Origin of the sequence: Roseateles chitinivorans, assembly GCF_050632235.1 — a bacterium.
Lineage (GTDB): Bacteria > Pseudomonadota > Gammaproteobacteria > Burkholderiales > Burkholderiaceae_C > Roseateles > Roseateles chitinivorans_A.
Genome location: NZ_CP192584.1, coordinates 5,071,203 through 5,095,881 on the forward strand (window position 1 = coordinate 5,071,203; position 24,679 = coordinate 5,095,881).

At 67.9% G+C, this 24,679-nt stretch carries 27 protein-coding genes; 13 read left to right on the plus strand and 14 right to left on the minus strand.

The genetic code is table 11. The features are described from left to right. Positions 1-21: 21 nt before the first annotated feature. From malE to ACQ859_RS23065, 7 genes are all read left to right on the plus strand, one after another. Positions 22-1,209, plus strand: coding sequence for a maltose/maltodextrin ABC transporter substrate-binding protein MalE (gene malE / locus ACQ859_RS23035; RefSeq protein ID WP_431262933.1), 1,188 nt, complete (start codon positions 22-24; stop codon positions 1,207-1,209). Further along, entirely contained in the window at positions 1,206-2,894 is a 1,689-nt protein-coding gene (gene malF, locus ACQ859_RS23040; protein WP_431262934.1) for a maltose ABC transporter permease MalF, read from the plus strand. The genes malE and malF overlap by 4 nt, the downstream gene beginning before the upstream one ends. A gap of 31 nt (positions 2,895-2,925) precedes the next feature. Beyond that, entirely contained in the window at positions 2,926-3,816 is an 891-nt protein-coding gene (gene malG, locus ACQ859_RS23045) for a maltose ABC transporter permease MalG (RefSeq protein ID WP_431262935.1), read from the plus strand. 276 nt (positions 3,817-4,092) lie between these two features. Then, positions 4,093-6,384, plus strand: coding sequence for an alkaline phosphatase family protein (locus ACQ859_RS23050; RefSeq protein WP_431262936.1), 2,292 nt, complete (start codon positions 4,093-4,095; stop codon positions 6,382-6,384). Between the two features lie 96 nt (positions 6,385-6,480). After that, entirely contained in the window at positions 6,481-7,902 is a 1,422-nt protein-coding gene (locus tag ACQ859_RS23055; RefSeq protein WP_431262937.1) for a cytochrome-c peroxidase, read from the plus strand. A 101-nt stretch (positions 7,903-8,003) separates the two neighbouring features. Continuing rightward, the gene (locus ACQ859_RS23060) at positions 8,004-8,663 is read left to right on the plus strand and encodes a hypothetical protein (protein ID WP_431262938.1); all 660 of its coding nucleotides are present in this window, start codon (positions 8,004-8,006) and stop codon (positions 8,661-8,663) included. A gap of 13 nt (positions 8,664-8,676) precedes the next feature. Then, positions 8,677-9,582, plus strand: coding sequence for a 2OG-Fe(II) oxygenase (locus ACQ859_RS23065; RefSeq protein WP_431262939.1), 906 nt, complete (start codon positions 8,677-8,679; stop codon positions 9,580-9,582). 16 nt (positions 9,583-9,598) lie between these two features. On the opposite strand, the gene ACQ859_RS23070 is transcribed toward ACQ859_RS23065, so the two are convergent. Continuing rightward, positions 9,599-9,850 carry a hypothetical protein gene (locus tag ACQ859_RS23070; protein ID WP_431262940.1) on the minus strand — a complete coding sequence of 84 codons (252 nt, stop codon included), beginning with the start codon at positions 9,848-9,850 and terminating at the stop codon, positions 9,599-9,601. Next, positions 9,847-10,272 carry an ankyrin repeat domain-containing protein gene (locus ACQ859_RS23075; RefSeq protein ID WP_431262941.1) on the minus strand — a complete coding sequence of 142 codons (426 nt, stop codon included), beginning with the start codon at positions 10,270-10,272 and terminating at the stop codon, positions 9,847-9,849. The genes ACQ859_RS23070 and ACQ859_RS23075 overlap by 4 nt, the downstream gene beginning before the upstream one ends. Positions 10,273-10,321: 49 nt before the next feature. Here ACQ859_RS23075 and ACQ859_RS23080 point away from each other — a divergent pair, with 49 nt between their 5' ends. Further along, positions 10,322-10,735, plus strand: coding sequence for a hypothetical protein (locus tag ACQ859_RS23080; RefSeq protein ID WP_431262942.1), 414 nt, complete (start codon positions 10,322-10,324; stop codon positions 10,733-10,735). Between the two features lie 104 nt (positions 10,736-10,839). Here the strand turns inward: ACQ859_RS23080 and ACQ859_RS23085 are convergent, their stop codons facing one another. From ACQ859_RS23085 to ACQ859_RS23105, 5 genes are all read right to left on the minus strand, one after another. Beyond that, positions 10,840-11,064, minus strand: a complete 225-nt coding sequence (locus ACQ859_RS23085) for a hypothetical protein (protein WP_431262943.1) — start codon at positions 11,062-11,064, stop codon at positions 10,840-10,842. A gap of 16 nt (positions 11,065-11,080) precedes the next feature. After that, positions 11,081-11,824 (minus strand): tetratricopeptide repeat protein, encoded by a 744-nt coding sequence (locus ACQ859_RS23090; protein WP_431262944.1) that lies wholly within the window; start codon positions 11,822-11,824, stop codon positions 11,081-11,083. Between the two features lie 145 nt (positions 11,825-11,969). Continuing rightward, a complete protein-coding gene (locus tag ACQ859_RS23095) occupies positions 11,970-12,161 on the minus strand; it encodes a hypothetical protein (RefSeq protein WP_431262945.1) in 192 nt (63 codons plus the stop codon). Positions 12,162-12,277: 116 nt separating this feature from the next. Next, positions 12,278-12,604: a hypothetical protein gene (locus ACQ859_RS23100; protein WP_431262946.1), complete on the minus strand. Its 327-nt coding sequence runs from the start codon at positions 12,602-12,604 to the stop codon at positions 12,278-12,280. A 99-nt stretch (positions 12,605-12,703) separates the two neighbouring features. Beyond that, complete coding sequence (locus ACQ859_RS23105; RefSeq protein WP_431262947.1) at positions 12,704-13,225, minus strand: deoxycytidylate deaminase; 522 nt, start codon at positions 13,223-13,225, stop codon at positions 12,704-12,706. Positions 13,226-13,510: 285 nt separating this feature from the next. Between ACQ859_RS23105 and ACQ859_RS23110 the strand changes: the two genes are divergently transcribed. After that, positions 13,511-14,137 carry a type IV toxin-antitoxin system AbiEi family antitoxin domain-containing protein gene (locus tag ACQ859_RS23110; RefSeq protein WP_431262948.1) on the plus strand — a complete coding sequence of 209 codons (627 nt, stop codon included), beginning with the start codon at positions 13,511-13,513 and terminating at the stop codon, positions 14,135-14,137. Continuing rightward, on the plus strand, positions 14,134-14,976 hold the full coding sequence (locus tag ACQ859_RS23115) for a nucleotidyl transferase AbiEii/AbiGii toxin family protein (RefSeq protein WP_431262949.1): 843 nt from the start codon (positions 14,134-14,136) through the stop codon (positions 14,974-14,976). Before ACQ859_RS23110 ends, ACQ859_RS23115 begins: the two co-directional genes overlap by 4 nt. Positions 14,977-14,994: 18 nt before the next feature. Here ACQ859_RS23115 and rnhA read toward each other — a convergent pair whose 3' ends face one another. Beyond that, positions 14,995-15,477 (minus strand): ribonuclease HI, encoded by a 483-nt coding sequence (rnhA, locus tag ACQ859_RS23120; protein WP_431262950.1) that lies wholly within the window; start codon positions 15,475-15,477, stop codon positions 14,995-14,997. A 31-nt stretch (positions 15,478-15,508) separates the two neighbouring features. Continuing rightward, the gene (locus ACQ859_RS23125) at positions 15,509-16,459 is read right to left on the minus strand and encodes a class I SAM-dependent methyltransferase (protein WP_431262951.1); all 951 of its coding nucleotides are present in this window, start codon (positions 16,457-16,459) and stop codon (positions 15,509-15,511) included. Between the two features lie 26 nt (positions 16,460-16,485). Here ACQ859_RS23125 and gloB point away from each other — a divergent pair, with 26 nt between their 5' ends. Beyond that, positions 16,486-17,271 carry a hydroxyacylglutathione hydrolase gene (gene gloB / locus ACQ859_RS23130; RefSeq protein ID WP_431262952.1) on the plus strand — a complete coding sequence of 262 codons (786 nt, stop codon included), beginning with the start codon at positions 16,486-16,488 and terminating at the stop codon, positions 17,269-17,271. 144 nt (positions 17,272-17,415) lie between these two features. Further along, positions 17,416-19,035, plus strand: coding sequence for a transglycosylase SLT domain-containing protein (locus tag ACQ859_RS23135; RefSeq protein ID WP_431262953.1), 1,620 nt, complete (start codon positions 17,416-17,418; stop codon positions 19,033-19,035). Positions 19,036-19,166: 131 nt separating this feature from the next. Here the strand turns inward: ACQ859_RS23135 and ACQ859_RS23140 are convergent, their stop codons facing one another. From ACQ859_RS23140 to dnaX, 4 genes are all read right to left on the minus strand, one after another. Next, on the minus strand, positions 19,167-19,556 hold the full coding sequence (locus ACQ859_RS23140; protein WP_431262954.1) for an MAPEG family protein: 390 nt from the start codon (positions 19,554-19,556) through the stop codon (positions 19,167-19,169). 66 nt (positions 19,557-19,622) lie between these two features. Further along, positions 19,623-20,210, minus strand: coding sequence for a recombination mediator RecR (recR, locus tag ACQ859_RS23145; RefSeq protein ID WP_431262955.1), 588 nt, complete (start codon positions 20,208-20,210; stop codon positions 19,623-19,625). A 34-nt stretch (positions 20,211-20,244) separates the two neighbouring features. After that, complete coding sequence (locus tag ACQ859_RS23150; RefSeq protein ID WP_431051755.1) at positions 20,245-20,571, minus strand: YbaB/EbfC family nucleoid-associated protein; 327 nt, start codon at positions 20,569-20,571, stop codon at positions 20,245-20,247. Between the two features lie 166 nt (positions 20,572-20,737). Further along, positions 20,738-22,978 carry a DNA polymerase III subunit gamma/tau gene (gene dnaX / locus ACQ859_RS23155; RefSeq protein WP_431262956.1) on the minus strand — a complete coding sequence of 747 codons (2,241 nt, stop codon included), beginning with the start codon at positions 22,976-22,978 and terminating at the stop codon, positions 20,738-20,740. Between the two features lie 119 nt (positions 22,979-23,097). Between dnaX and ACQ859_RS23160 the strand changes: the two genes are divergently transcribed. Continuing rightward, positions 23,098-24,222 (plus strand): AIR synthase-related protein, encoded by a 1,125-nt coding sequence (locus tag ACQ859_RS23160; RefSeq protein WP_431262957.1) that lies wholly within the window; start codon positions 23,098-23,100, stop codon positions 24,220-24,222. An 84-nt stretch (positions 24,223-24,306) separates the two neighbouring features. Here the strand turns inward: ACQ859_RS23160 and ACQ859_RS23165 are convergent, their stop codons facing one another. Then, positions 24,307-24,675 (minus strand): hypothetical protein, encoded by a 369-nt coding sequence (locus tag ACQ859_RS23165; protein WP_431262958.1) that lies wholly within the window; start codon positions 24,673-24,675, stop codon positions 24,307-24,309. Positions 24,676-24,679 lie beyond the last annotated feature (4 nt).

Genomic DNA, 24,679 nt, shown 5'->3' on the forward strand with positions numbered 1-24,679 from the left:
CGACGCACGCGGTCGTCGCTGATGCGCGGCGCACTCGTCGCGGCGGCCGCTGTCGCACTGCTCGGCGGCTGCGAGAAGGTCGCGGCGCAGACAGCGCCGAAGCTGCTGGTCTGGATCAACGGCGACAAGGCCTACAACGGGCTGCAGAAGGTCGGCGACGCGTTCGAGCGCGAGTCGGGCGTGAAGGTCGTCGTCGAGCATCCGGTCGACGCGCCCGAGAAGTACACGCAGGCCGCCGGTGCCGGCAAGGGGCCAGACGTCTTCTGCTGGCCGCACGACCGTGTCGGCGAATGGGCCAAGGCCGGGCTGCTGACGCCGGTGCAGCCGCGCAAGGCGCTCTACGACGAGGTCGAGCCCGCCGCGTGGCAGGCCTTCCGCTACCAGGGCCGCCTCTGGGGCTACCCGATCGCGATCGAGACGACCGGCCTGATCTACAACAAGGCGCTGGTGTCCAAGCCGCCGGCGACCTGGGACGCGCTGATCGCCGTCGACAAGGACCTGCGCCAGCGCGGCAAGCACGCGATCCTGTGGGATTACAACAAGAGCTTCTTCACCTGGCCGATGTTCGCGGGCGCCGGTGGCGTGATCTTCGGGCGTGACGCGCAGGGCGAGTTCGACGCGCGCCGGGTCGACGTCAACAACGACGGCGCGCTGGCCGCGGGCAAGATGCTGGAGCGCCTGATCACCGAAGGCGTGATGCCGCGCGGCGCGCGTTATTCCGAGATGGAATCGGGCTTCGCCCGCGGCGAGGTCGCGATGATGATCTCCGGCCCCTGGGCCTGGGAGAACGCGCGCAAGGCCGGCATCGAGATCGGCGTCGCGCCGATTCCCGCGGTGGTGGCGGGCAAGCCGTCCAAGCCTTTCGTCGGGGTGCTGGGCTGCATGATCTCGGCGCCGTCGAAGAACAAGGACCTCGCGCGCGAGTTCATCGAGCGCCACCTGATGCGGCCCGCGTCGCTGCAGGTGCTCGACGCCGACGTGCCCATCGGCGTGCCGGCCAACAAGGCCTTCTACCAGCAGCTGTCGGTGAATCCGCTGATCCGCGCCAGCATGGAGAACGCCCGCGCCGGCGAGGCCATTCCCAACATCCCCGAGGTGGGACGCTTCTGGACCGCGATGGACGCGGCGCTCGAGGCCATCACCAACGGCCTGCAAAGCCCCAAGGACGCGCTGGACGGCGCGTCGGGCCGGATGCTGCTGAAGCAATGAACGCCACGACCGCATCGACCCCGGCGCCGTCCGGCGCCCTGTCCGGATCCCTCGCCGCCGCGCTGCGCGGCTCGCCGCTGTCCGAGCCCTATACGCGCCAGCCGCCCGGAGCGATGGACCGTCTCGCCAAGGCGCTGTACTGGCCGACGATGGCCGTCATCGCCCTGGGGGCGCTGTACCTCGTCTTCATGCTGTACGCGGCCGGGCTGACGAGCTGGGCGCTCGGCGTGCTGCTGCTCTTCGGCGCAGGCTTCGCGGTCTACCTGTCCAAGGCCGGTTTCGCCTACCGCTACCTCTTCCCGGGCGTGGCCGGGATGCTGCTGTTCATCGCGTTCCCGCTCGCGTACACGACGCAGATCGGCTTCACGAACTATTCGTCCGCCCACCTGCTGAGCCAGGAGCGCGTGCGCGAGTTCCTGCTCGACCAGCATGACACGGCGCTCGAGGCCGTGCGCGACTACAGCGTGCACGGCGCCGGCGGCGACTTCCGCGTGGTGCTGCGCGATCCGGCGAACGGCACGGCGCAGTTCGTCTCGCCGCCGCTGGCGCTGCGACAGGGCACGAAGCCGGTCGACGTCGCGATGCAGGCGACCGGACCGGCGGACGCGACGCTGGGCACCGCGCTCACGCTGAAGGAGCTGGTCGAGCACCGCCAGGCGCTGGCGCAGCTGCGCTTGCGGCTGCCGGGCGAAAGCGGCGGCACGGCCGCCACCGGCGGCGCGGGCGACGCCTCGACGCTGCGCTACCTCGGCCTGCGCGAGTTCGGCCCGATCCGCCCGCACTTCGAGGAACAGTCCGACGGCGCCTTGAAGCGCGTCGCCGACGGCGCCCTCTTCCGCCCGGACGCGAGCACCGGCTACTACGAAGGCCAGGGCGCGGCGGCCGGCACGCACCTCGCGCCCGGCTACAAGGTCATGGTCGGCGCGCAGAACTACCAGCGCATGCTGTTCGACGCGGAGTTCCGCGGCCCCTTCCTGTCGATCTTCGGCTGGACGGTGGTGTTCTCGCTGCTGACGGTGGTCTTCGCGACGGCCATCGGCATGATGCTGGCGGTGCTGCTGAACTGGGAAGACCTGCGCTACCGCACGACCTACCGCACGCTGCTGTTCCTGCCCTACGCGGTGCCGGGCTTCATCTCGATCCTCGTGTTCAAGGGCCTGTTCAACCAGAACTTCGGCGAGATCAACGCGATCCTGGACGCGCTCTTCGGCGTGCGGCCGGCGTGGTTCGCGGACCCGTCGCTGGCGCGCACGATGCTGCTGATCGTCAACGTGTGGCTGGGCTATCCGTACGTGATGATCCTGTGCACGGGGCTGCTGAAGGCGATCCCCTCGGACCTGTACGAGGCGTCGGCGCTCGCGGGCGCGGGACCGCTGACCAACTTCTTCAAGATCACGGCGCCGCTGATCATCAAGCCGCTGTCGCCGCTGCTGGTCTCGGCCTTCGCCTTCAACTTCAACAACTTCGTGCTGATCGCGCTGCTGACCGACGGGCGGCCGGACTACCTGTCCACCAAGATCCCCGCGGGGCAGACCGACATCCTGGTCAGCTACACGTACCGCATCGCCTTCCGCGACTCGGGGACGGACTTCGGACTGGCCGCGGCCATCTCCACGCTGATCTTCGTGCTGGTCGCCGGCATGTCGCTGCTCAACCTGCGCCTCATGCGCAACGCCAACCGCTGACGCGGCCGGCATCGACGGACAAGGACACGACATGGCCATCGTTCGAGGCAAACAGGCGCGCTGGCGCGTCGTCGCGGCGCATGTGATGCTGTGGATCTTCCTGGCGGTCACGCTGTTCCCGCTGCTGGCGGTGGTGTCGATCTCGCTGCGACCGGGCAACTTCGCCACGGGCAGCCTGATCCCCTCGACCATCAGCCTGGAGCACTGGCAGCTGGCACTGGGCATTCCGTACCAGGCGGCGGACGGCTCGCTGGTGCAGCCACCCTTCCCGGTGCTGACCTGGCTGTGGAACTCGATCAAGGTGGCGACGATCTCGGCAGTGCTGATCGTGGCGATCTCGACGACGGCGGCCTACGGTTTCGCGCGGCTGCGTTTCCCGTTCAAGACGAGCATCCTCAACAGCATGCTGCTGCTGCAGATGTTCCCGGCAGTGCTGGCGCTGGTGGCGATCTACGCGATCTTCGAGACCATCGGCACCTTCGTGCCATGGCTGGGCATCGAGACGCACGCGGGCGTGATCGTCGCGTACCTGGGCGGCGTGGCGACGCACATCTGGACCATCAAGGGCTACTTCGAGACCATCCCCGTGGAGATCGAGGAGAACGCGAAGGTCGACGGCGCGTCGCACTGGCAGGCGTTCCGGCTGGTGCTGCTGCCGATGGCGGTGCCCATCCTGATGGTGGTGTTCGTGCTGGCCTTCATCGGCTGCATCATCGAGTACCCGGTCGCGTCGGTGCTGCTGCGCGAGGAGTCCAACCTCACGCTGGCGGTGGGGTCGAAGTACTTCCTGCACGACCAGCGCTTCCTGTGGGGCGACTTCGCGGCCGCGGCCGTGCTGTCGGGACTGCCGATCACGGCGGTGTTCCTGCTGGCGCAGAAGTGGATCGTGTCGGGGCTGACGGCGGGTGGGGTGAAGGGCTGAGCGCATCGCGCCGTCGCAGATTTCGGCAGATTCCGGGCGTCGTGAGCCGTTGAGGCTTCGCCAAGCCCCGTGCGACCTTCATTCCATTTCGTGAGCACGCATCGCTTCACGTAACTTTGCGAAACACGCCAACCCTTGCGGCGCAAGGGCCCTCACGCGGCCTTGACGACGAGTGACACGGATCCGTCATGCGTGATTTCTAGAGTGCGCGGCGTTCCGAACGGTCCCCTTCCGGGGCCCTTCGAGCACAGCAATCGCCACCACTCCAGGACTCCCATGCGACCCAGCAAAACCACCGCGCTGAACGTCTCGCTCACCCTCGTTGCCGCCGCCATCCTGGCGGCCTGCGGCTCCGACAGCGACACCCAGTCGCCGAGCGTCACGATCAACGGCGTCGTCACCGCCACCAGCTTCACCGCCGGCAGCGCCACCGACCCGACCATCGCGCCCGCCTACTACGTCGGCGCCAAGGTCTGCGTCGACACCAACGGCAACGGCGTCTGCGACACCACCGAGACCCCGGTCGTCACCGACGCCAAGGGCCACTTCTCGCTGACGATGCCGGCCAACGCCGCGCTGATCGCCGACATCGGCACCGACGCCACCCTGTCCACCGGCGCCAAGGTCGCCAGCCGCGACGTGCTGCGCGCGTCCCTGGACCAGGTCATGGAGCAGGCAGGCAACGTCGTCATCAGCCCGCTGTCGTCGGAAGTGCAGCGCCTCGTCGAGGCCAACGGCAGCAGCTACGCGACCGAGAAGCAGACCGTCGCCACGCGCATCGGCGTGCCGCTGTCCAACGTGCTGGCCGACGTGAACACCGTCACCGGCGCCGAACAGGCCGCCATGCTGGCAGAGTCCAAGGCGCTGGACAACCGCTTCACCTACGCGATCACCAAGCTCGACCGCGGCGACCTGTACCCCGACGCGCTGGCCGCGCCCGGCGGCGATCCGCGCCTGGCCGGCGCCGCCAACGTGAGCGTCGCCACCGCGCCCACCGGCACCGACGCCCGCGCCAAGATCACCTTCGCGCAATCGCAGCAGGCCGCGTTCGAACTCGAAGGCGTGCCGCGCTACGACCACATCTTCATCGTGATGCTGGAGAACAAGGCCACGCTGTCGATCAAGGGCTCGCCGTGGGCGCCCAAGATCAACGCGCTGCTCGCCTCCGGCAACCAGCTGACCAGCTACTACGCCACCGGCAATCCGTCCGAGCCCAACTACACGGCCCTGGGCGGCGCCGACGACTTCGGCATCACCGACGACAGCCAGTGGAACTGCGACGCCACCGGCGCCAATGCGGTCACCGATCTGCCGCTGCCCGACAAGACCCAGCCGGGTCTGGCGAGCTCGCCGTTCGCGGCCAGCTGCACGCAGACCGCCGCGGTCAACCACAACATCGTCGGCAAGCCCAACCTGTTCAACGCGATCACGGCCGCCGGCATGACCTGGCGCACCTACAGCGAGTCGATGAACCCGGGCCAGGACTTCCGCACCGACTCCGTGGCCGACGGCGCCGTCACCGCGGCCGACAACGTCTACGCGCCGGGCACGATCAACGGCAACACCGCCGCGGTCGGCACTGCCGGCCTGACGCTGCCGATGCCCGCCGGCCTGTACAAGACCAAGCACCATCCGGGCATGGCCTACCAGAACGTCCGCAGCGCGCCGGAGTTCAAGTACAGCAACCGCACCATGGGCGGCGGCCAGTGGGACGCCACCATGAAGGCCAGCACCGCCTACGCCGTGCCGGCCAACTACGACGTCGACCAGCTCGGCACCGATCTGGCCAGCGGCAAGGTCGGCACGCTGAACTTCCTGGTCCCCGACCAGTGCGACGACATGCACGGCATCAGCGTCATCGGCAAGCTGGCCAACGGCACCACCGCCACGGCCAGCGACTGCGGCAGCGTCGCCAACAACGTGGCGCAGAGCTCGGCGGCCAACATCATCACGCGCGGCGACAACTACGTCGACGCGCTGGTGAAGAAGATCCAGGCCTCGGCGCTGTGGAAGAACCCGGCCAAGCGCGTCGCCATCGTGCTGATGTTCGACGAAGGCAACGCCACCTCGGGCTTCAACTCCTGCTGCGGCTGGAACGTGTCCAACAGCGCGGTGTCCAAGCCGGTGGTCGTCGACGCCAAGACCGGCGCGGTCACGGTGGACGCCAGCGTCAACAACTACACCAAGGGCAACCGCGGCCACGGCGAGAGCATCTTCGGTATCCTGACCAACCAGGCCGGCGCGCCCAAGGGCGTGTCGGACGGCGACGCCTACAGCCACTTCTCGTTCGTGCGCACGCTGCAGGACATGTTCCAGCTGGCCGACCCGGCGGTGGACGCGTCGTACATGAACCGCTCGAAGTACACCGAGAAGTTCATCGCCGCCAACATCCTCAACCTGCCCGAGTACGCCGGCAGCGCCGACACCCACTTCGACTCGGTGCGCGCCATCAACCATGCATGGAAGGCCCCGGCCAACTACACGCAGAAGCAGTCGGCCGACGTGAACACGGCCGCGCAGATCGGCGCCGACACGGTCCAGACCAACGTCTGGGCGCTGAAGAAGTAATCGCGGTCCTCCGCGTCTGAAGCCGGCGGCGCGCAAGCGCCGCCGGCCCTCTCATTTCTCCCGCGGTCTTTCCTCCCGCCTCTCCTTCTGCCTTCCATGCGTGACGTCCTCTTCCATGTGCGCGCCTCGGCGGCCGCCTTCCTCGGTGCCTGTGTGTGCGTCGGCCTCGGCACCCTGCTCGCCGCGTGCGGGCCGTCCGACGAGGCCGATGCCGACATCGCAGCTTCGAGCGCCGCATCGAGTGCTGCATCGGGCGCGACATCAAGCGCCACCGGCACCGCGCTGAATCCGGTCACGCCGTTGAGCCCCATCGCCCAGGTCGGTCAGAAGATGTTCTTCGATGCGACGCTGTCGGGCTCCGGCCGCATGGCCTGCGCCACCTGCCACGACCCGAAGAACGCCTACGGCCCGTCCAACGACCTGTCGGTGCAGCTCGGCGGTCCCGAGTTGAAGAGCGCCGGCCTGCGGGCCGTGCCCTCGCTGCGCTACAAGGACGCGACGCCGCCCTACGCGGACCTGCTCGACAACCCCGACGGCGTCAGCGTGCCGGGACCCGGCGGCGGCTTCGCCTGGGACGGCCGCGCGGCCACGCTCGCCGAGCAGGCGGGCATGCCGCTGCTGGACCCCAACGAGATGGCCAACGCCAGCGCCGCCGACGTGGTGAAGAAGCTGCAGGCCGGCCCCTACGCCGAGCAGTTCCGGCAGGCCTTCGGTGCCTCGATCTTCGACAACGCGGACCAGGCCTTCGCCGCGGCCGGGAAGGCGCTACAGGCCTTCCAGCTGGAGGACGTCAGCTTCCATCCGTACTCGAGCAAGTTCGACCTCTACATCGGCAACAAGATCGGCGGCATGCTCACCGCGGCCGAGGCGCGCGGCCTGAAGGTCTTCGCCGATCCGAACGGCGGCAACTGCGCGTCGTGCCACTACCAGGGCGCCGGCCTGAACGGCAGCACGGCGATCTTCACGGACTTCTCCTACGAGGCCATCGGCGTGCCGCGCAACGCGGCGATCCCCGCCAACGCGGACGCGTCCTACGTCGACATCGGCCTGTGCGGCCCGCAGCGCACGGATCACGCGCCGGTGAAGGGCAACACCTTCTGCGGCATGTTCAAGTCCCCGACGCTGCGCAACGTGGCCACGCGACGCAGCTTCTTCCACAACGGGATCTTCCATTCGCTGGAGCAGACGATCCGCTTCTACAACACGCGCGACACGATGCCCGAGCTCTGGTATCCGACCGAGGGCGGCACGCCCAAGGCGACGCCGGACGCAGACTTCCCGACCTACGGCCTGATCACCACGCAGTACGTCGGCGGCAAGGTGCGCAAGTTCGATGATCTTCCGAAGCAGTTCGTCGGCAACATCGACACGCAGATGCCACTGGACGGCCGCGCGGCGCACAGCAAGCCGCCGATGTCGGAGCAGGACATCGCCGACCTGATCTGCTTCCTGAACACGCTCAACGACAAGGACACCCAGCCGGCGAAAGCGCCCGCTGCAGGCGCCTGCACCTCGTGATCCGCACTTCCGAATTCCCTATGTCCATCCTCCGCATGACCTCCGTTTCCGCCATTCATCGTGCTTCTCGTGACGCTTCTCATCGCGTTCCTCATCGTCTGATGCGTGCCGCCGGTTTCACGATTGCCGCGCTCGCACTGTCGATGCTTGCGGCCTGCTCGCGGCCCGCGGAGCCGATCGCCACTGCCGCCTCGTCTGAGCCGACCGCCGATCACTTCGTGCCGGGGATGACGGACTACCTCGCCAAGCGCGGCGACCTGTGCCTGGCCAAGAGCGACTGGCCGATCGACCTGACCCAGCGCGAGATCGACGCCGGCGCGCGCAACGCGCTGCAGCTGCCGGTGCTGGAGCGGCTCGGCCTGGCGAGCTCGACGGTGGCCGAGGTCGACGTCAAGGACGACAACGAGGTCTCGCATCACATGAAGGTCCGCCGTTATGCGCTGACCGAGACCGGCAGACAGTTCTACGTGACGCGCGAGCAGCCGAAGGCCGACGGCGGCAAGGAGACGCGCGGGGACTTCTGCGCGGCCAAGCTCAGCCTGGACAAGGTGGTGCACTGGGAACTGGGCGGCGAAGGCAAGGACCGGCACGCGGTCGTGAGCTACACCTACCAGGTGAAGGCCGCGCCGTGGACCGGCGACGCCGAGCTGCAGAAGGTCTTCCCTGTCGTCGCGCAGGTGATCCACGGCGCAGGCACGGCGCAGTTGCAGGAGACGTTCAAGAAGACGGAGACCGGCTGGGTCGCCGTCGACCTGCTCTGAGGCGGCCACCGTGATGACGACCGTCGTTCGATTTCCGCCCGCGCTGGGGGACTGGGTCCGCCAGCATCTGGACAACGGCGTGGCGCCGGGCGATCTGCGCGGCGCGCTGCAGGAGCGCGACATCGCGGCCGAAGCCGCGCAGGCGATCGTCGATGCGTTCGTGCGCGCGCGGCGCGGCGAGCGCGCGATGCCGATCGATCAGGTCGAACTGCCGACCGAGCCGATGCCATCGGCCCTCCACGGCCTTCCGCCCTATCGGTACGAGACGCCGCGCTTCCGTCCGGGCACGTCGATCGCGACGGACGATCGCGTCGTGCGTGTGGCCGCTCGCGCGGAGCGACCGATGCTCGCGGTGCTCAACAACGTCTTCAGCACCGATGAATGCGAGGAAGTGATCGCCCTGGCGCGAGGCCGCCTGCGTCCATCGACACTCGTCGATCCGCGCACCGGTCGCGACGTCGTGAGCGGTTTGCGAAGCAGCCTCGGCATGTTCTTCCGCCCGGCGGAAACGCCGCTGATCGCACGCCTTGATCGTCGCATCGCGGAGATCATGAATCTGCCGGTCTCGCACGGCGAAGGGCTGCAGATCCTGCACTACCCCGAAGGCGCCGGCAGCGCGCCGCACTACGACTTCCTGGTGCCGTCGAACCCGGCCAACCAGGCGTCGATCGCGCGCAGCGGGCAGCGGGTGAGCACGCTGGTCACGTACCTGAACGACGTGCCCGCCGGCGGCGAGACGGTGTTCCCGGCGGCAGGCTGGGCGGTCTCGCCGCAGCGCGGCAATGCCGTCTACTTCGAGTACGCCAACTCACACGGCGAACTGGACCACGCCTCGCTGCATGCCAGTAGCGTAGTCACACGCGGCGAGAAATGGGTGGCGACGAAGTGGATGCGGGAGCGGGTGTTCGTCAGCGCCTGAAGCCGCTTGCACCAGCTCAGACCGACGCCTTCCTGCTTTCGACGTAGTACTGGAACACCGTCGATCCATACGACCCGACCAAGCAGAAGACAGCGACCAGCAGCAGGGCGACGATCAGCAGCCTCATCAAGCGCCTGGAACGGGCCGTGCCAGGGGCTTTCGCCAGCCGCCTGGCGATCAGACACGCCAACACCACGGCCACGACGGAGCCCGCTGCATATCCCATCGCCTGCGGCGATGAAAGGAAATACGTCAGTTGGTCATTCATCGCTTGGAATTGGTCCACCCCGCCGGCCCGATACCGTTTCGCGCTCCTTCGTCCCTTGCCTTACCAAAGTTCTCCAGAACATTGGCGATGTCGTCCTCGTCAAGCAAGCGCGCAAGTTCTTGAGGGCTGTCCTCGTGCATGTTGCGTTGACTCGGATCCGCTCCGTGAGACAGTAGCCAGAGCACGGCGTCCATTGCGCCTTGCTCCACCGCGCAATGCAAAGCGGTGTATCCGTGTTCGCCGGCAGCATCAAGGTTCGCTCCGGCTGCGGCCAGGATCGACAATTCCGCGATGGCGCCGCGTGTTGCGGCCACATGGATGGGTCTGTCGCCGAAATGGCTGACCTGCTCGATGCCTTTCAGATCCAGGCCAAGGTATTCAGGAAGCGTCCGATAGTCGTCGAGCAGTTCTTCGAGCGTCATGTCTGATTCCGTGGACCATTCATCAGGCGGATCAAACGAGAACGCCCGAATGCTTGGCAAGCTGCGCGCGAAAGCCGACATCGATCTGCGCGCAGAAAAAGTGTCAGTCGACGACAACGTGCCCAACAACTTCGCCGTTCTGCGTCACATACAAGGTTTCTCCCGCTTCGAGTCTGTCGGATATCTTGATCTTCAGCGAGCGCATGCACTCGCAACCGGAATTCAACACAGCGCTGCTCCGCTCTCTCAATATCAGCGTGGTCTTTCCGCCGATGGCGGGCATGAGGTAGGGGGCTGCCAGCTCAGCACCGCAAAGACCTGGCGACACGATATCGACCACATGGTCGGAGTCCAGCTTCGTCAGCACCACGCCACGCGTCGCAGCGGACTCTTGACATTGGGATGCCTCCAGCACTACGACGCCGGCTTCAAAGGCGGATCTTTGAGGCGCTGGAGGGTCTGAGCAGGAAGCAAGCGGGAGCACCATGACGGCCACGAACCATCGAGGCGTTGCTGCGGTGCGAAGGGGCTCGAAAAGTCGGACGTTGGAAGCACTTGTGAACCGCATCAAAGCCTCATGTCCGGATGACACCATCCGACGATGAAATCGAGGATCTCAAAGATCAGATCTTCGCGCTGGTCGTCCACGGTCGCACGGAGGTCTTCCAGTTCCTCAACGAGTTGATTCCTGCTGGCGCCCTCCGCAAGACGATGTGCCATCGCATCGCGGAAGTGAACGAGCGGCGATGCATCACGCATCGCCTGTTCGAGTTGATCCTGCAGCGAGTCCATGCGGCTAGAGGCAGGGTCAAGGCTTGCGCGCCACCCGCAGGCGCCGCATCACCGGCTCGTTGAGCTGCTTCGTCAGCGCATTCCACTTCGCGCTGACCTTGTCGATCTTCGCCAGCAGCGGTTGCGCCGTCGCGTCGTCGCCGCGACCCATCGCCCAGATCGCGTACTCCGCCCAGGCTTCGACGCTGCCGAAGCGCTCCGATGCGGTTTCGAATTCAGCCCGCGCCTCCACGGGACGCTCCAGCGCCGCAAGCGCCCGCGCCGTCAGCAGCGACACAGCCTCGGCCCGGAAGTCTGGCTTCTCGGCGCGAATGGCCGCCAGGTGCTCCAGCGACTGCGCAGCCTGACCCGCCGCCAGGAAGGCGCGCGCGGCTCCAAGCCGGATCTCCAGATCCTTGAAGAAGGGACCCTGCAGGCAAGCCTGGAACCGCTCGGCGGCCTGCGCCGCCTCGCCCGCTTCCAGCAGCGCCGTGGCCAGGCGCATCTGGTTCTGTGCGGTCGGAGTCTCGTCGAAGGCGTCGCGCGCTTCGCGCAGTTCCCGGCCCGGATCCATCGCCCGACCCGCCGCGCGCATCGCGCGCCTGGCGCTGCGCTCGACCCGCGAGTGCGGCACCACGAACACCAGCAGGTAGACCAGGCTGCCCAGCAGCGGGAACGAGAACAGGATGACCAGCCAGTACAGCTGCCCGCCGTTGCGCACGACGTGAACGGCGCAGAACAGCGCCAGCAGAACGTGAACACCCAATCCGACGAATGGCATCGCCTTTTCCTCCCGAGTTCAACCGCCGTATCGGCTTTTTTCGATCGCGGATTCTGCACGCGGGAGATGAAGTCGCCAAGACGGCGAAAAGTAACTGTCAGCGTTCCGTTCAGCCGTCGATTCGGCGTTCCGTTCAGCGCTCGATTCAGCGCTTGGGTGGTCGCGAACGACCGTCGGGGCTGTCGCGATCCTGCTGCTCGTGATGCGCGCGATCGACGTCGCCATCACCCTCCGGCCCCTTCTGGCCGGTCTCGCCGACGCGGTGGTCCTCGTCGTCATGCTCCAGCCCGCCGAAGAGTCCGGGCGGGAAGTCTCTGGGAGAGCGCGGTGCGTTCATGCGGTCCTCCTGAAGTGGCGGAACCATCTTAGACATACCGCCAATCCCACGATGCCGAAAACGACAAAGGCGCCTCGCGGGCGCCTTCGGTTCGGAATCGGGGGCTGAAAGCCGGCTCAGTGCACCAGGCCGATCCATTCGCCGCGACGCTGATAGGCGTCGAACAGCGCCTGCGCTGCCGCCTGCAGCTGCGAATCGCCGCGCGCATACGCGGTGTTGAGGCGCTCCAGCGCGTAGAGGCGGTCGTACAGCATGCGGGTCGGCTGCAGGGTCAGGCCTTGTCCGGCCATCAGGTCCTGCAGCGCGTAGAGCTCGTCCATGCCGGCCGAGCCGGCCACCGTCAGGCCGAGATCCGGCACCAGTCCCCAGGGAGCCTGGGCGGTTTCGGGCATCAGGTGCGGCGGGATGGCGGTGGTGTGCATGGCGGCCTCGGAACGATTCATGTCGGCGTGGGAGGGATCATGAATCGAGCCGAAAAAAACTTGAGCGGGAAAAGCGGGGTGTTTTCCGGCCAGTTCGACGGATCACCCGTCGAGGCGACCTCAGGTCCGCGGCTTGGCGATGAAGCCCGACAGGTCGGTGCACCAGACCGCCGCCGGCACGTCGAGCTCGTTGAGCGCCAGCACATCGATCCGCGCGTCGGTCAGCATCTTGGCCGAGGCCGCGTTCAGGCCGATCTGGTGGTCCTTCTTCTCCAGATAGACCACGCGCTGGATGCCGACCTGGATGATGGACTGCACGCAGCGCGGGCACGGGTACTGCGTCGTGTAGATGGTGCTGCCGGTCAGCGGCAGCACGACGCAGTTGAGGATCGCGTTGACTTCCGCGTGGACGATGTAGCTGTGGCGCGAGTTGGCCGGATCGGCGTCGTCGTCGGACCAGTAGGCGGGGTCGTTGTCGTCGCAGCCGCGCGGCAGGCCGTTGTAGCCCACCCCGACGATCTTGTAGTCCGGGCTCGCGATGCAGGCGCCGTTGCGCTTGCGGCTGTCCTTGGATCGAGCGCCGGCCAGCAGGGCCACGCCCATGAACATCGAATGCCAGTCGATCAGCGGTTGGTTGTCCATGACGAGGGGAACGCGGAGGTCCAGGAAGGCGGAGAAGTGTAGTGGAGCGCCCGGGGCGCCCCCACCAACAGCGCGCTGAAGGTGCTCCACCGTTCGAGGTACGGCATTTCAGCCAGGCGATTCACTTGAATTGCTGGAAGGCGTCAGCGCATCCCCATGGAATGAGTCATAGGCGACGAACCGGTGGACAAGTACGGTCACAGGGTTCGCAACGTTCTCTTCGGAATGTTGCATTTCCTAGGTACTTATAGACTTATGCATAGTTTTTCCAACACACTCGCGGGGATGCCTCGCCGTCCACCCCCGCCTCCGCCTTCCCACGAGCAGGCCGTTCTCGCCCTTGCGCAGCAGCGGTCGCTGCTGCGCGCGCGGGATGTGGTCGAGGAAGGGATTCCGTCGATGGTGCTGAGCAGGATGGTGCGGGCGGGCTCTCTGCAGCGCATCAGCCACGGCATCTACGCTCCGAACGAGCGAGATGTCTCCGAACACATTTCGCTTGCCGAGGTGTGTGTGCGGGCGCCTCGCGCGGTGGTGTGCCTCCTCTCCGCGCTGCGCTTCCACGAGATCGGGACACAGGAGCCCTATGAGGTCTGGATCGCGCTCCCGTCCAGCGCGGCCTCACCGCGTATCCAGTCGCCAGCGGTGCGCATCATCCGGATGTCGGGCGACGCGCTGACCGAAGGCGTCATCGAGCATGAGATCGACGGCGTCCGCGTGCCGATCTTCAGCCCGGCCAAGACCGTCGCCGATTGCTTCAAGTTCCGGAACAAGGTCGGCCTGGACGTCAGCATCGAAGCGCTGCGTGATGGCTGGGCTCAGCAATCCTTCAAGTCGAGCGACCTTCGTCGGTTCGCCAAGATCGACCGCGTCGACAACGTGATGCGTCCGTATGTGGAGAGCCTGATCGCATGAGCCGCAACGTCGCCGCCTCGGTGCGCGACCGGCTGCTCAATCTGGCCCAACGCACTGACATCAACTTCTCCCGCCTCATCACCCGCTTCGGGCTTGAGCGGTTCCTCTACCGTCTCTCCGCATCGCCGCATGCGAACGAGTTCCTGTTGAAAGGCGCCCTGCTCTTCTCTCTCTGGTACCAGGATCGCAATCGCCCGACCCGCGATGCAGATTTCGTGGCGTTGACGTCGAACGATGTCGAGCGCCTGGTCGCGGTGTTCAAGACTGTCTGCGCCGTCCAGGTGGACGACGGGGTCGGCTTCGATCCGGAATCCGTGGTCGGACGCGTCCTGGGCATCGAAGAGAAGTACGTCGTCCGGGTGACGCTGACCGGCGAGCTCAACCGGGCGCGACTCAGCATCCAGATAGACGTCGGATATGGCGATGCCGTGTCGCCTGGTCCCCAGTCCGTCGTTTATCCGACGCTGCTACCGGATCTTCCGGCCCCGCGCCTGATGGCCTATCGGAAGGAAACGGCAATCGCCGAGAAACTGCATGCGATCTGGGCGCGTGGCATCGACAACACGCGGCTCAAGGACTACTTCGATCTCGACGTGCTGCTGCACGACGACCTCATCGATCCGCACGAGTTGCGGACCGCGATCGGAGCAACTTTCGCCCAGCGTGGGACGGGGCTGCCCGACGGGGTTCCCGAAGGTCTCACCGATGAGTTCTCAACCCATCCGATCAGGATCAGCATGTGGAAGTCGTTCCTCAAGAAGAACAACCTGTCGGGTGCGGAGCTTCCGGTGCTTGTGGAGCGAATGGTCGTCGCACTGCGACGACTTGAAGTGATCTGAGCCGGACGCGTCGGCGACTCACTTCGCGACCGTCACACCCTTGTTCGCCAGCGCGTCGGCGCGCTCGTTCCCCGGATCGCCGGCGTGGCCCTTGACCCAGCGCCAGTCCACCGTGTGCAGCTTGCGCAGCGCGTCCAGGCGCTGCCACAGGTCGGCGTTCTTCACCGGCTTGCCGTCGGCCGTCTTCCAGCCGCGGCGCTGCCAGCCCGAGATCCATTCGGTCATGCCCTTGCGCACGTACTCGCTGTCCGTGTAGATCACGATGTTGCAGCTGCGCTTGAGCGAGGTCAGCGCCTCGATCACCGCCGTCAGCTCCATGCGGTTGTTCGTCGTGTTGCGCTCGCCGCCGAACAGCTCCTTCTCGTGGTCGCCGCTCTTGAGCCACGCGCCCCAGCCGCCCGGGCCCGGATTGCCCTTGCAGGCGCCGTCCGTGTAGATGACGACGGGCGGCTTGGCGATCTTCGGCGCGGCGGGAGCAGGAGAAGCAGGGGTATCGGTCATGAGCAGTCTGAAGGAAACGGGAAAGGCGGGGTCAGTCGACCTCGACGTCGTCGCGATGATGATGATGGTGGTGGGCCGCCGCGACCGCCGGCGCGGTCTTGGCCGCGCGCTTCTTGCCGCGCGCCATGCCGATCAGCCGCATGCCGTGCACGCGCTTGACGGCGATGACGCCATACAGCGCGCCCAGCACCGTCCACCACTTGCCGCCGGGCTTCTCGATCCACTGCCAGCGCGCCAGCCAGGCATCGCTCAGCAATGGCGGCCGGTAGCAGCCGAACTGCGCGCGTTCGACCTCGAACGACAGCAGCCGCAACCAGTCGCGCAGGCGCCAGTAGCCGAGGTACTCGCGCTCCTCCGGCAGGTAGAGCCGCGGCGGACGGCCCAGCATGCGGCCGTTGACGCGGGCCAGATTCTGCCTCACCGCCCACAGGCTGGCCGGGTTCATCCCGAGGATCACGACGCGGCCCTCGGGACGCAGCACGCGCTCCACCTCGCGCAGGCAGCGGTGCGGATCGGCGGCCTGCTCCAGCGTGTGCGGCAGCAGCACCAGGTCCAGGCTGTTGGCCTCGAAGGGCAAGGCGTCGAACTCGCAATAGACCGCCGCACGGCCCGCGCCGTTCAGGCCCGGCGCCAGCTCGGCCTGCGGCTCGGGCTGGTATTCCAGCGGGTGCGCGCTCAGCGACTGGCGCGGCGGGCCGGCGACGCCGTCCTCGAACGGCCGGTGGTTCAGCGCCAGCCAGCGGTTGCTCATGCGGTTGGTCCGCAGGCCCTGCAGTTGCGGGAAGCCGAGCTGCAGCGCGTGATAGCCGAACCAGTCGATCACCGCGGCGTCGATGAAGCGCTGCTCCCAGGCGAGCAGGTATCGCCCGGCGGGCGTGCGCAGCCAGTGCGCGAACTCCGCCGCGGCGGTGTCCGGCCGAAAGTGCGCCTCTACAATCGGCGGCTTCTCGTCGCTGTCGTCGTCCTGGCCCGGAGTCTTCATCGCTGGGACCTGATCCCCTTGCCTGCATGAACCTGGTCGCCGTTCCCGCCTTCTCAGACAACTATCTCTGGCTGCTGCATGACGGCCGGTCGGCGCTCGTGGTCGACCCGGGCGACGCCGCGCCGGTGAAGGAGGCGTTGCGCTCGCTGGGACTGGACCTGCAAGGCATTCTAGTGACCCACCACCATGCCGATCATGTCGGCGGGGTGCGGGAATTGCTGCCCTTGCTGGCCCCGGGTGCCAAGGTCTGGGGGCCGGCTGGCGAAGTCATGCCGGTGGACGTCGAAGGCCTGAGCGAAGGCGACCGCGTCGAGCTGCTCGGCCAGACCTTCGACGTGCTCGACGTCCCCGGCCACACCGCCGGTCACATCGCTTTCGTGCTGAAGCAACCGAGCGACGGCGGCGCGCCGATCCTGTTCTGCGGCGACACGCTGTTCTCCGCGGGCTGCGGCCGGCTCTTCGAAGGCACGCCGGCGCAGATGCACGACTCCTTGTCCAAGCTCGCGGCGCTCCCCGGGGAAACCCGTGTTTGCTGTGCGCACGAGTACACCTTGTCGAATCTGCGTTTTGCTCGCACAGTCGAGCCCCAGAACGAGGCGGTCGCGCGCCACGAGGCCTGGTGTCTGGCCCGGCGCGAGCAGTCGCTGCCCACCCTGCCCTCCACCATCGCCGTGGAGCTCCAGATCAACCCCTTCCTGCGCTGCGAGCACGCCGACGTCCGAGCGGCCGCCCAGCATCGCGATCCGAGCGTCACGTCGCAGCCGGTCTCGGTCCTGGCCGGGCTGCGTCAATGGAAGAACGAATTTCGCTGAGCCTCCGATGCACCGACACCAGAACCCGACCTGCCTGCCGTCCCGTTCTTCCCGCGCCGCGACCGGCGTGGATGCTACCTCCCCCGTTCCGCCGCTGCCGGCAAGCGTCCCGCGCTGACGCTGATCGCCGCGCTGCTGCCGCTGGTGCTGGCCGCCTGCGCGACGAACCGGCCGCAGGCCGACAACCAGGAAGCCCAGGCCGTCGCCCAGCAGACGGTGCAGGCGGTCGAGGCCGCGGCCTCCGCCGTGCCCTCGCCGGCCACGCCGGTGGCGCGCGCCGCCACGGCACCGGAAGAGAAGCTCGACGTCCTGCTCGAGGACAACCTGAACCCCGGCGAGAAGGTCGACCTCGACGCCCCGAAGACGCACGTCGACCTGTGGGCGCGGATGCGCGCCGGCATGGCGATGCCCGAACTCGACAACGACCTGGTGCGCAAGGCCGAGGACTGGTACAGCAGCCGGCCCGACTACGTCGCGCGCATGACCGGCCGCGGCAGCCTCTACCTCTACCACGTGGTCGAGGAAGTCCAGAAGCGCGGCATGCCGATGGAGCTGGCGCTGCTGCCCTTCGTGGAGAGCGCCTTCCGCAACGACGCGCAGTCCAGCGCGAAGGCCGTCGGCATGTGGCAGTTCATGCCCGCCACGGGCCGCGACTTCGACCTCAAGCAGAACATCTTCCGTGACGACCGACGCGACGTGCTGGCCTCGACCAAGGCGGCGCTGGACTACCTGCAGCGCCTGAACAAGATGTTCGACGGCGACTGGCAGCTCGCGCTGGCCGCCTACAACTGGGGCCAGGGCAACGTCAGCAAGGCGGTCGCGCGCAACCAGAAGGCCGGCCTGCCGATCGACTACGACAGCCTGCGCATGCCCGACGAGACGCGCTACTACCTGCCCAAGCTGCAGGCGGTGAAGAACATCCTGATGCGCCCCGAGGCCTTCGGCATCGAGCTGCCGGCGGTGGCGAACCATCCGTACTTCCTGTCGGTCAACATCGACCGCGACATGGACGTCGCGCGCGCCGCGCAGCTGGCCGAGCTGGACGAGGAGACCTTCCGCCAGTTCAACCCGTCGATGAACAAGCCGGTGATCCTGGCGGCCAGCAGCGGCCAGCTGCTGCTGCCCTATGACAACGCCAGCACCTTCGTCGCCAACCTCGAGAAGCACCGCGGCCCGCTGGCGTCGTGGACCGCGTGGGTCGTGCCCCGGACGATGAAGCCCGCCGACGCCGCCAAGCAGGTCGGCATGAACGAGACCGGCCTGCGCGAGATCAACCGCATCCCTGCGCGGATGCTGGTGACCAAGGGCTCGACGCTGCTCGTGCCGCGCACCGCGGAACGCGATCGCGACGTGTCGGAGCATCTGGCGGACAACGCCAGCATCGGCTTCGCGCCCGACGTGCCGCCGATGCGCCGCGTCACGCTGAAGGCCAACAAGGGCGACACGGTGGCCAGCGTCGCGCGCCGGTACCGCCTGGGCACGACGCAGCTGGCGCAGTGGAACCGGGTCAGCACCAAGGCGACTTTCAAGCCGGGGCAGCAGGTCGTCGCCTATGTGCGCGAAGGCCAGCAGCTTGCCGCGGTGGAACCGTCCGCGCCGTCGAAGCCTTCCGCCAAGTCGACGAAGTCGGCGAAGGTCACCAGGGTCGCTTCAAGCGCGGCCAACAAGCCCGCGAAGGCCGGCGCGAAGACGCGGAGCGCCAAGGTCGCCGCGAGCGATGGCAAGGGCGCCCGCACAGTCGCCACCAAGACCGCCCTGCGCTGACCGCAGCCCTCACCCCTGCCCTCTCCCGCAAGCGGGAGAGGGGTAAGCATGGCGCCAGTCGGACTCCCTCTCCCGCTTGCGGGAGAGGGCGAGGGTGAGGGCCAGCGGCGGTGGAAGTACGGAACCCTGCTTCAGCCGAAAAACAGCGCCACGGAGAGCGCTGTGCCGACGGCCCACGCCAGGCTGCGCAGGTTCGGCTGATCGGCGATGTAGAGCGCGACGTAGACGACGCGCGTGACGACGAAGGCGATCGCCAACAGGTCGATGCGCGACTGTGCATGCTGCATCTGCTGCGCCGCCAGCACGCCGGCGATGAACAGCGGCAGCGCTTCGAAGCTGTTCTGCTGCGCCGCGTGGGCGCGCGCCTGCCAGCCGGTCTGCCGGCTCAGCCAGGCCCGCGGATCATGGTTGTCGAAGCCCCCGTCGCGACGCCGCTTCCCCATGCCTCGCGACTTGGCGATCCACGCGCAGAGCAGCGGCATCAGGCAGGCGACGATCAGACAGTAGTTGGCGATGGTCATGGCGGGCTCCCGCTTCTCGTCAAAGGGCCGTCGGCGGAGGCCGGCAGTCGGGGAGCAAGTCGCTGCTCAAGTCGACCGGCGGTCCACCAGCGCATGCGCGATGGTGCCGAGGTCGACGTACTCCAGCTCGCTGCCCACCGGCACGCCCCGCGCCAGCCGCGTGCTGCGCAGGCCCCGCGCGCGCAAGGCCTCGGCCAGCACGTGCGCGGTCGCCTCGCCTTCGGCGGTGAAGCTGGTGGCCAGGATCACCTCCTCCACCTGCCCGTCCGCGGCCCGCTCCAGCAACTGATGGGCGCCGATCTCGCGCGTCGACACGCCGTCCAGCGGGCTGATGCGGCCCTGCAGCACGAAGTAGTAGCCGAAGTAGGAGGCGGTGCGCTCCATCGCGGCCTGGTCGGCCGGCGATTCGACGACGCACAGCAGCCGCGCGTCGCGGTGCCGGTCCGCGCAGATCGGGCACAAGGGCGCTTCGCTGAAGGTATGGCAACGCTCGCAATGGCGCACGTTGCTCGCCGCGTCCTGCAGCGCACGGGCCAGCGCGTCGATGCCGGCGCGGTCGTGCTGCAGCAGGTGGTAGGCCATGCGCTGGGCCGACTTCTGGCCCACGCCGGGCAGGCGCCGCAGGGCCTCGATCAGTTGTTCGAGCGCGGTCACCGCAGTCCGATCCGATCGATGATCAGAACGGCGATCAGAACGGGAACTTCATGCCGGGAGGCATGGGCATGCCGGCGGTCAGCTTGCCCATCTTCTCCGAGCTGACCTGCTCGGCCCGACGCACGGCGTCGTTGAAGGCGGCCGCGACCAGGTCCTCCAGCATGTCCTTGTCATCGGCCAGCAGGCTGGGGTCGATGGCGACGCGCTTGACGTCATGCTTGCAGGTCATCGTGACCTTGACCAGGCCGGCGCCGGACTGGCCTTCCACCTCGATGTTGGCGAGCTCGTCCTGCGCCTTCTTCAGGTTGTCCTGCATCGCCTGCGCCTGCTTCATCAGCCCTGCGAGTTGACCCTTCATCATGATCGTGATTCCTTGTTCAGAGATTCAATGGGGCGGCGGAGGGCCGACCCGGAGATGACCCGGAGGTCGATGCGATGGGCGGGATTGTCGCCCACGGCGCGCGCCCGCGCTGGCGCCTCGTCGTGGTGTCCCGCGGCCGGCGGTCCGCGGTCGGACCTTCGGCGCCTCAGACCGGCTTGATCGACCCCGGCAGGATCCGCGCCGTCTTGAACTGCGCGAGCAGCTGCTGGACTTCCGGGTCCTCCAGGATGATGGACTCCGCCTGCCGCTGGCGGGCGCGCGTCGCCTGCGTGTCGCGCAGCGCGGGCGAATCGGAGGCACGGCCGGCCTCGATGTCGACCCGCACCGACTTGCCGGTGAAGGTCGCCAGCACCGACTGGAGCTTCTCCATCAGGCCGGGCTGGCGCAACGATTCGCGCTCCACGCGGAAGCGCCAGCGCTGGGGCTCGGCGGACTCGTCGATCTCCAGGCATTCGGCCTGCAACGCCAGTTCGCGCGCCAGTGCGTTCAGGCCCAGTTGCGGCACCACGGCGTACCAGCGTTCGCCCAGCGGGGTCGGCACCAGTTCGACCTCCTCGATGGCGGTCGAGACATAGATGCCGCCACCACTGCCACCGCCGGACTCGGCGGACGACGGCATCGGATCGTCCATGTCGGGCATGGACATGCCGACCGACGCTTCCTCGTCGGACGGCGGCGGCACGTCCATCCATGGCGGCGGGCCGTTGTCGTCATGCGGCGGGGACAGGTCTTCAGGCTCTTCGGCGTCCGACTCGACCTTCACGGCCGGCGGTGGGCCGGCACGCGGGCGCAGGCGTTCGCTGAAGCGGGTCGCGGGCGCCCCTGCCTGGGCGGCACGCAGCGGGCCGGACGGCGCGGGGGCGCGAGGCGCGGGGGCCTCCGCGGGCGCTGGTGCACGGGGCGGCTCGGCGGCTGAAACGGGGGCCGGCGCTGGAGCGGGAATGGGCGATGGAACGGGCACCGACGCTCGCACCGGGGCTGGCTCGGGCTCGGGTTCGGGCTCGGGTTCCGGCGTGGATTCGAAAGCCACCGGCGACGCGTCGGCGGGCACCGCTGGCGCCACCACCACCGGCGCCGCTACGGGCGCTTCCGCAGGCTCGGGTTCGGGTTCGGGCGGCGCCGCCTCGGCGACACGCGGCACGGCAGGCGCGGGCGAGGGGGCTGCCACGACCGGGGCGGCTGCTTGCGGCGCAGGCTGCGGACGCGCGACCGGCGCGGCGCTCACGGCGGGCGCCTGCGCGGTACGCGCCGCCCCGTCAGGCGCCGACGGCTGACGTGCGCCCTGCCCGTTCGGGCGGAACGCCATCATGCGCAGCAGGACCATCGTCAGGCCGGCGTACTCGTCCGGCGCCAGCGGCAGTTCCTGCCGGCCATGCAGCGCCATGCTGTACATCAGCTGGATCTCATCCGCCGGCAGCTGGCTGGCCAGCGGCAGCAGTTCGGCGAGGTCGGGGTCGCCCGCATCGAGCGCACCCGGCGCCGCCTGCGCGACCGCCAGATGCTGCAACGCGACCGCCAGGTCTTCGAGCGTGCCGCCGGCCGACAGGCCCATGTCACGCAAGCGATCCGACGCACCGACCAGCGCGGCGCCATCGCCGGCGATCAGCGCGTTCAGGATGCCCAGCACATGGCCGCGGTCGACGCTGCCCAGCATCTGGCGCACGCCGGCTTCCTTGAGCTCACCGGAGCCGAAGGCGATCGCCTGGTCGGTCAGCGACAGCGCGTCGCGCATCGAGCCACGGGCCGCGCGCGCCAGCAGGCGCAGCGCGCCGGGCTCGTTCGGAACGCTTTCGTTGGAGAGCACGCGCGTCAGGTGCTCCAGCACCGTCTGCGGCGCCATCGGGCGCAGGTTGAACTGGAGGCAGCGCGACAGCACCGTCACCGGCACCTTCTGCGGATCGGTGGTCGCCAGCACGAACTTCAGGTACTCGGGCGGCTCCTCCAGCGTCTTCAGCATCGCGTTGAAGGCGGTGTTCGAGAGCATGTGCACTTCGTCGATCATGTAGACCTTGAAGCGCCCGATGACCGGCTTGTAGACGGCCTGGTCCAGCAACTGGGAGATTTCTTCCACGCCGCGGTTGGAGGCGGCGTCCAGCTCGACGTAGTCGACGAAGCGGCCGGCGTCGATGTCGCGGCAGGCGTCGCAGACGTTGCAGGGGTGGGCGGTGATGCCGCCGGTGCCGTCCGGGCCGACGCAGTTCAGCGACTTGGCCAGAATGCGCGACACCGAGGTCTTGCCGACGCCCCGTGTGCCGGTGAACAGGTAGGCGTGGTGCAGGCGCTGCTGCGTCAGCGCGTTGGCCAGGGCCTGGACGACGTGTTCCTGACCCATCAGCTCCTCGAACGTGCGGGAGCGGTACTTGCGTGCGAGGACCTGGTAACTCATGGCGGGGCATTCTACGGGGGCGGCTCCGTGCTCCCGGACCGGCGACGGGCGGGCGGCGTCCGGGTTTGTCAGGAGAGGCCTTCCGGGAGTCCGTCAGCGCTGACGGATAATCCGCGCCCATGAGCACCCCGCACGACCCCTCCTCCGGCACGCTGAGCTACGAACAGGCCGGCGTCAACTACGACCTGATCGACCCGCTGAAGATCAGCGCCCAGCGCGCCGCGGCCGCGACCGCCGGCCACCTGAGCGCCCACGGCTTCACCGAGGTGAAGGCGTCGCGCGGCGAGTCGGCGTACGTCGTCGACGTGGGTCCGTTCTACATCGCGTCCATCGTCGAGTGCCTGGGAACGAAGACGCTGGTGGCCGACGAGATGGCCACGCTGACCGGCAAGAGCTACTACGACGGCATCGCGCAGGACACGATCGCGATGGCGGTGAACGACCTGATCACCGTCGGTGCGACCCCGCTGGTGGTGCAGGCCTACTGGGCGGCGGGCGGCTCGGACTGGTTCGGCGACGCGCAGCGCGCGCAGGCGCTGGTGGCCGGCTGGAAGAAGGCCTGCGACGTCTGCCAGGTCGCCTGGGGCGGCGGCGAGACGCCGGCCCTGGCCGGCATCGTCGAAGGCGGCCGCATCGACCTGGCCGCGTCCTGCACCGGCCTGATCAATCCGAAGGAACGCCTGTCGGTCGGCGACAAGCTGGGCGCGGGCGACGCGATCGTGCTGCTGGCCTCGTCGGGCATCCACGCCAACGGCCTGAGCCTGGCGCGCAAGCTGACGGAACGCCTGCCGAAGGGCTACCTGACCGAAGTGCAACCGGGACTGACCTACGGCGACGCGCTGCTGGCGCCGACGGCGCTGTACTCGCCGGTGACCGAGGCGCTGTACAAGGCCGGCATCACGCCGCACTACTGCGCCAACATCACGGGCCACGGCTGGCGCAAGCTGCTGCGTCACCCGGGCAAGTTCACCTACCGCATCCACACGGTGCCGCCGGTGACGCCGGTGCTGAAGTTCATCCAGGACCACGCGCAGCAGGACGACCGCGAGGCCTATTCGACGCTGAACATGGGCGCCGGTTTCGCGATCTTCGTGAAGGCGGACCAGGCGGCGAAGGTGGTGGAAATCGCCAAGGCCTGCGGCATCGACGCGTGGGACGCGGGCCGGGTCGAGGACGGCGAGAAGCAGCTGCTGATCGAGCCGCTGGACATCCGCTTCGGGGATGACGATCTGCAGCTGCGCTGAGCGGGGTCAGGTCTGAAGGGACAAAAGGCGCTGCGGCGCCCTTTGTTGTTTCTCAGCCCGCTCCGTGGCCATGTCAAGGCGCCTTCACTCGCCACGGTACTGTTTGCGGCCAGCAATCACCTGAAGCTGGGCCCGGATCTGGCGAGAGCGCTTCATCGCGTCATCGATGTCCTTTTGGCTCACATGGCGATCTGTCGAGTAATCGACATTGTTCCTGCTCTCCCGCAGCAGCCGCAAGTTCATACCAAGCGTTTTCTCCCCCTCGCCCTCGTAGTACTCCTGGGTCCATTGATGGACCCTGGGATGTCGATCGGAAATGTTCGCCATGTCGCGCGCCCTCAAGAACACACCGTAATAGGCTCGTGATACCGCACTTCGGTTGCTGGCTTCATCACATCGCGTCAACAAGTGCTGCGCGACAGCGAGGACTTCGTCTGGATCGAATACCGTCATAGCG

What these genes read in the sequence shown, in the direction of transcription:
- ACQ859_RS23070 (WP_431262940.1), bottom strand. Translation starts at nt 9,850, where the DNA reads ATGAATGACCAACTGACGTATTTCCTTTCATCGCCGCAGGCGATGGGA.
- ACQ859_RS23150 (WP_431051755.1), bottom strand. Translation starts at nt 20,571, where the DNA reads ATGATGAAGGGTCAACTCGCAGGGCTGATGAAGCAGGCGCAGGCGATG.
- ACQ859_RS23100 (WP_431262946.1), bottom strand. Translation starts at nt 12,604, where the DNA reads ATGAATCGTTCCGAGGCCGCCATGCACACCACCGCCATCCCGCCGCAC.
- malE (WP_431262933.1), top strand. Translation starts at nt 22, where the DNA reads ATGCGCGGCGCACTCGTCGCGGCGGCCGCTGTCGCACTGCTCGGCGGC.
- rnhA (WP_431262950.1), bottom strand. Translation starts at nt 15,477, where the DNA reads ATGACCGATACCCCTGCTTCTCCTGCTCCCGCCGCGCCGAAGATCGCC.
- ACQ859_RS23110 (WP_431262948.1), top strand. Translation starts at nt 13,511, where the DNA reads ATGCCTCGCCGTCCACCCCCGCCTCCGCCTTCCCACGAGCAGGCCGTT.
- ACQ859_RS23140 (WP_431262954.1), bottom strand. Translation starts at nt 19,556, where the DNA reads ATGACCATCGCCAACTACTGTCTGATCGTCGCCTGCCTGATGCCGCTG.
- ACQ859_RS23160 (WP_431262957.1), top strand. Translation starts at nt 23,098, where the DNA reads ATGAGCACCCCGCACGACCCCTCCTCCGGCACGCTGAGCTACGAACAG.
- ACQ859_RS23065 (WP_431262939.1), top strand. Translation starts at nt 8,677, where the DNA reads ATGACGACCGTCGTTCGATTTCCGCCCGCGCTGGGGGACTGGGTCCGC.
- ACQ859_RS23115 (WP_431262949.1), top strand. Translation starts at nt 14,134, where the DNA reads ATGAGCCGCAACGTCGCCGCCTCGGTGCGCGACCGGCTGCTCAATCTG.
- ACQ859_RS23125 (WP_431262951.1), bottom strand. Translation starts at nt 16,459, where the DNA reads ATGAAGACTCCGGGCCAGGACGACGACAGCGACGAGAAGCCGCCGATT.
- ACQ859_RS23080 (WP_431262942.1), top strand. Translation starts at nt 10,322, where the DNA reads ATGCTTGGCAAGCTGCGCGCGAAAGCCGACATCGATCTGCGCGCAGAA.
- gloB (WP_431262952.1), top strand. Translation starts at nt 16,486, where the DNA reads ATGAACCTGGTCGCCGTTCCCGCCTTCTCAGACAACTATCTCTGGCTG.
- ACQ859_RS23050 (WP_431262936.1), top strand. Translation starts at nt 4,093, where the DNA reads ATGCGACCCAGCAAAACCACCGCGCTGAACGTCTCGCTCACCCTCGTT.
- ACQ859_RS23055 (WP_431262937.1), top strand. Translation starts at nt 6,481, where the DNA reads ATGCGTGACGTCCTCTTCCATGTGCGCGCCTCGGCGGCCGCCTTCCTC.
- ACQ859_RS23075 (WP_431262941.1), bottom strand. Translation starts at nt 10,272, where the DNA reads ATGACGCTCGAAGAACTGCTCGACGACTATCGGACGCTTCCTGAATAC.
- ACQ859_RS23095 (WP_431262945.1), bottom strand. Translation starts at nt 12,161, where the DNA reads ATGAACGCACCGCGCTCTCCCAGAGACTTCCCGCCCGGACTCTTCGGC.
- dnaX (WP_431262956.1), bottom strand. Translation starts at nt 22,978, where the DNA reads ATGAGTTACCAGGTCCTCGCACGCAAGTACCGCTCCCGCACGTTCGAG.
- malF (WP_431262934.1), top strand. Translation starts at nt 1,206, where the DNA reads ATGAACGCCACGACCGCATCGACCCCGGCGCCGTCCGGCGCCCTGTCC.
- ACQ859_RS23060 (WP_431262938.1), top strand. Translation starts at nt 8,004, where the DNA reads ATGCGTGCCGCCGGTTTCACGATTGCCGCGCTCGCACTGTCGATGCTT.
- ACQ859_RS23090 (WP_431262944.1), bottom strand. Translation starts at nt 11,824, where the DNA reads ATGCCATTCGTCGGATTGGGTGTTCACGTTCTGCTGGCGCTGTTCTGC.
- ACQ859_RS23085 (WP_431262943.1), bottom strand. Translation starts at nt 11,064, where the DNA reads ATGGACTCGCTGCAGGATCAACTCGAACAGGCGATGCGTGATGCATCG.
- malG (WP_431262935.1), top strand. Translation starts at nt 2,926, where the DNA reads ATGGCCATCGTTCGAGGCAAACAGGCGCGCTGGCGCGTCGTCGCGGCG.
- ACQ859_RS23105 (WP_431262947.1), bottom strand. Translation starts at nt 13,225, where the DNA reads ATGGACAACCAACCGCTGATCGACTGGCATTCGATGTTCATGGGCGTG.
- ACQ859_RS23165 (WP_431262958.1), bottom strand. Translation starts at nt 24,675, where the DNA reads ATGACGGTATTCGATCCAGACGAAGTCCTCGCTGTCGCGCAGCACTTG.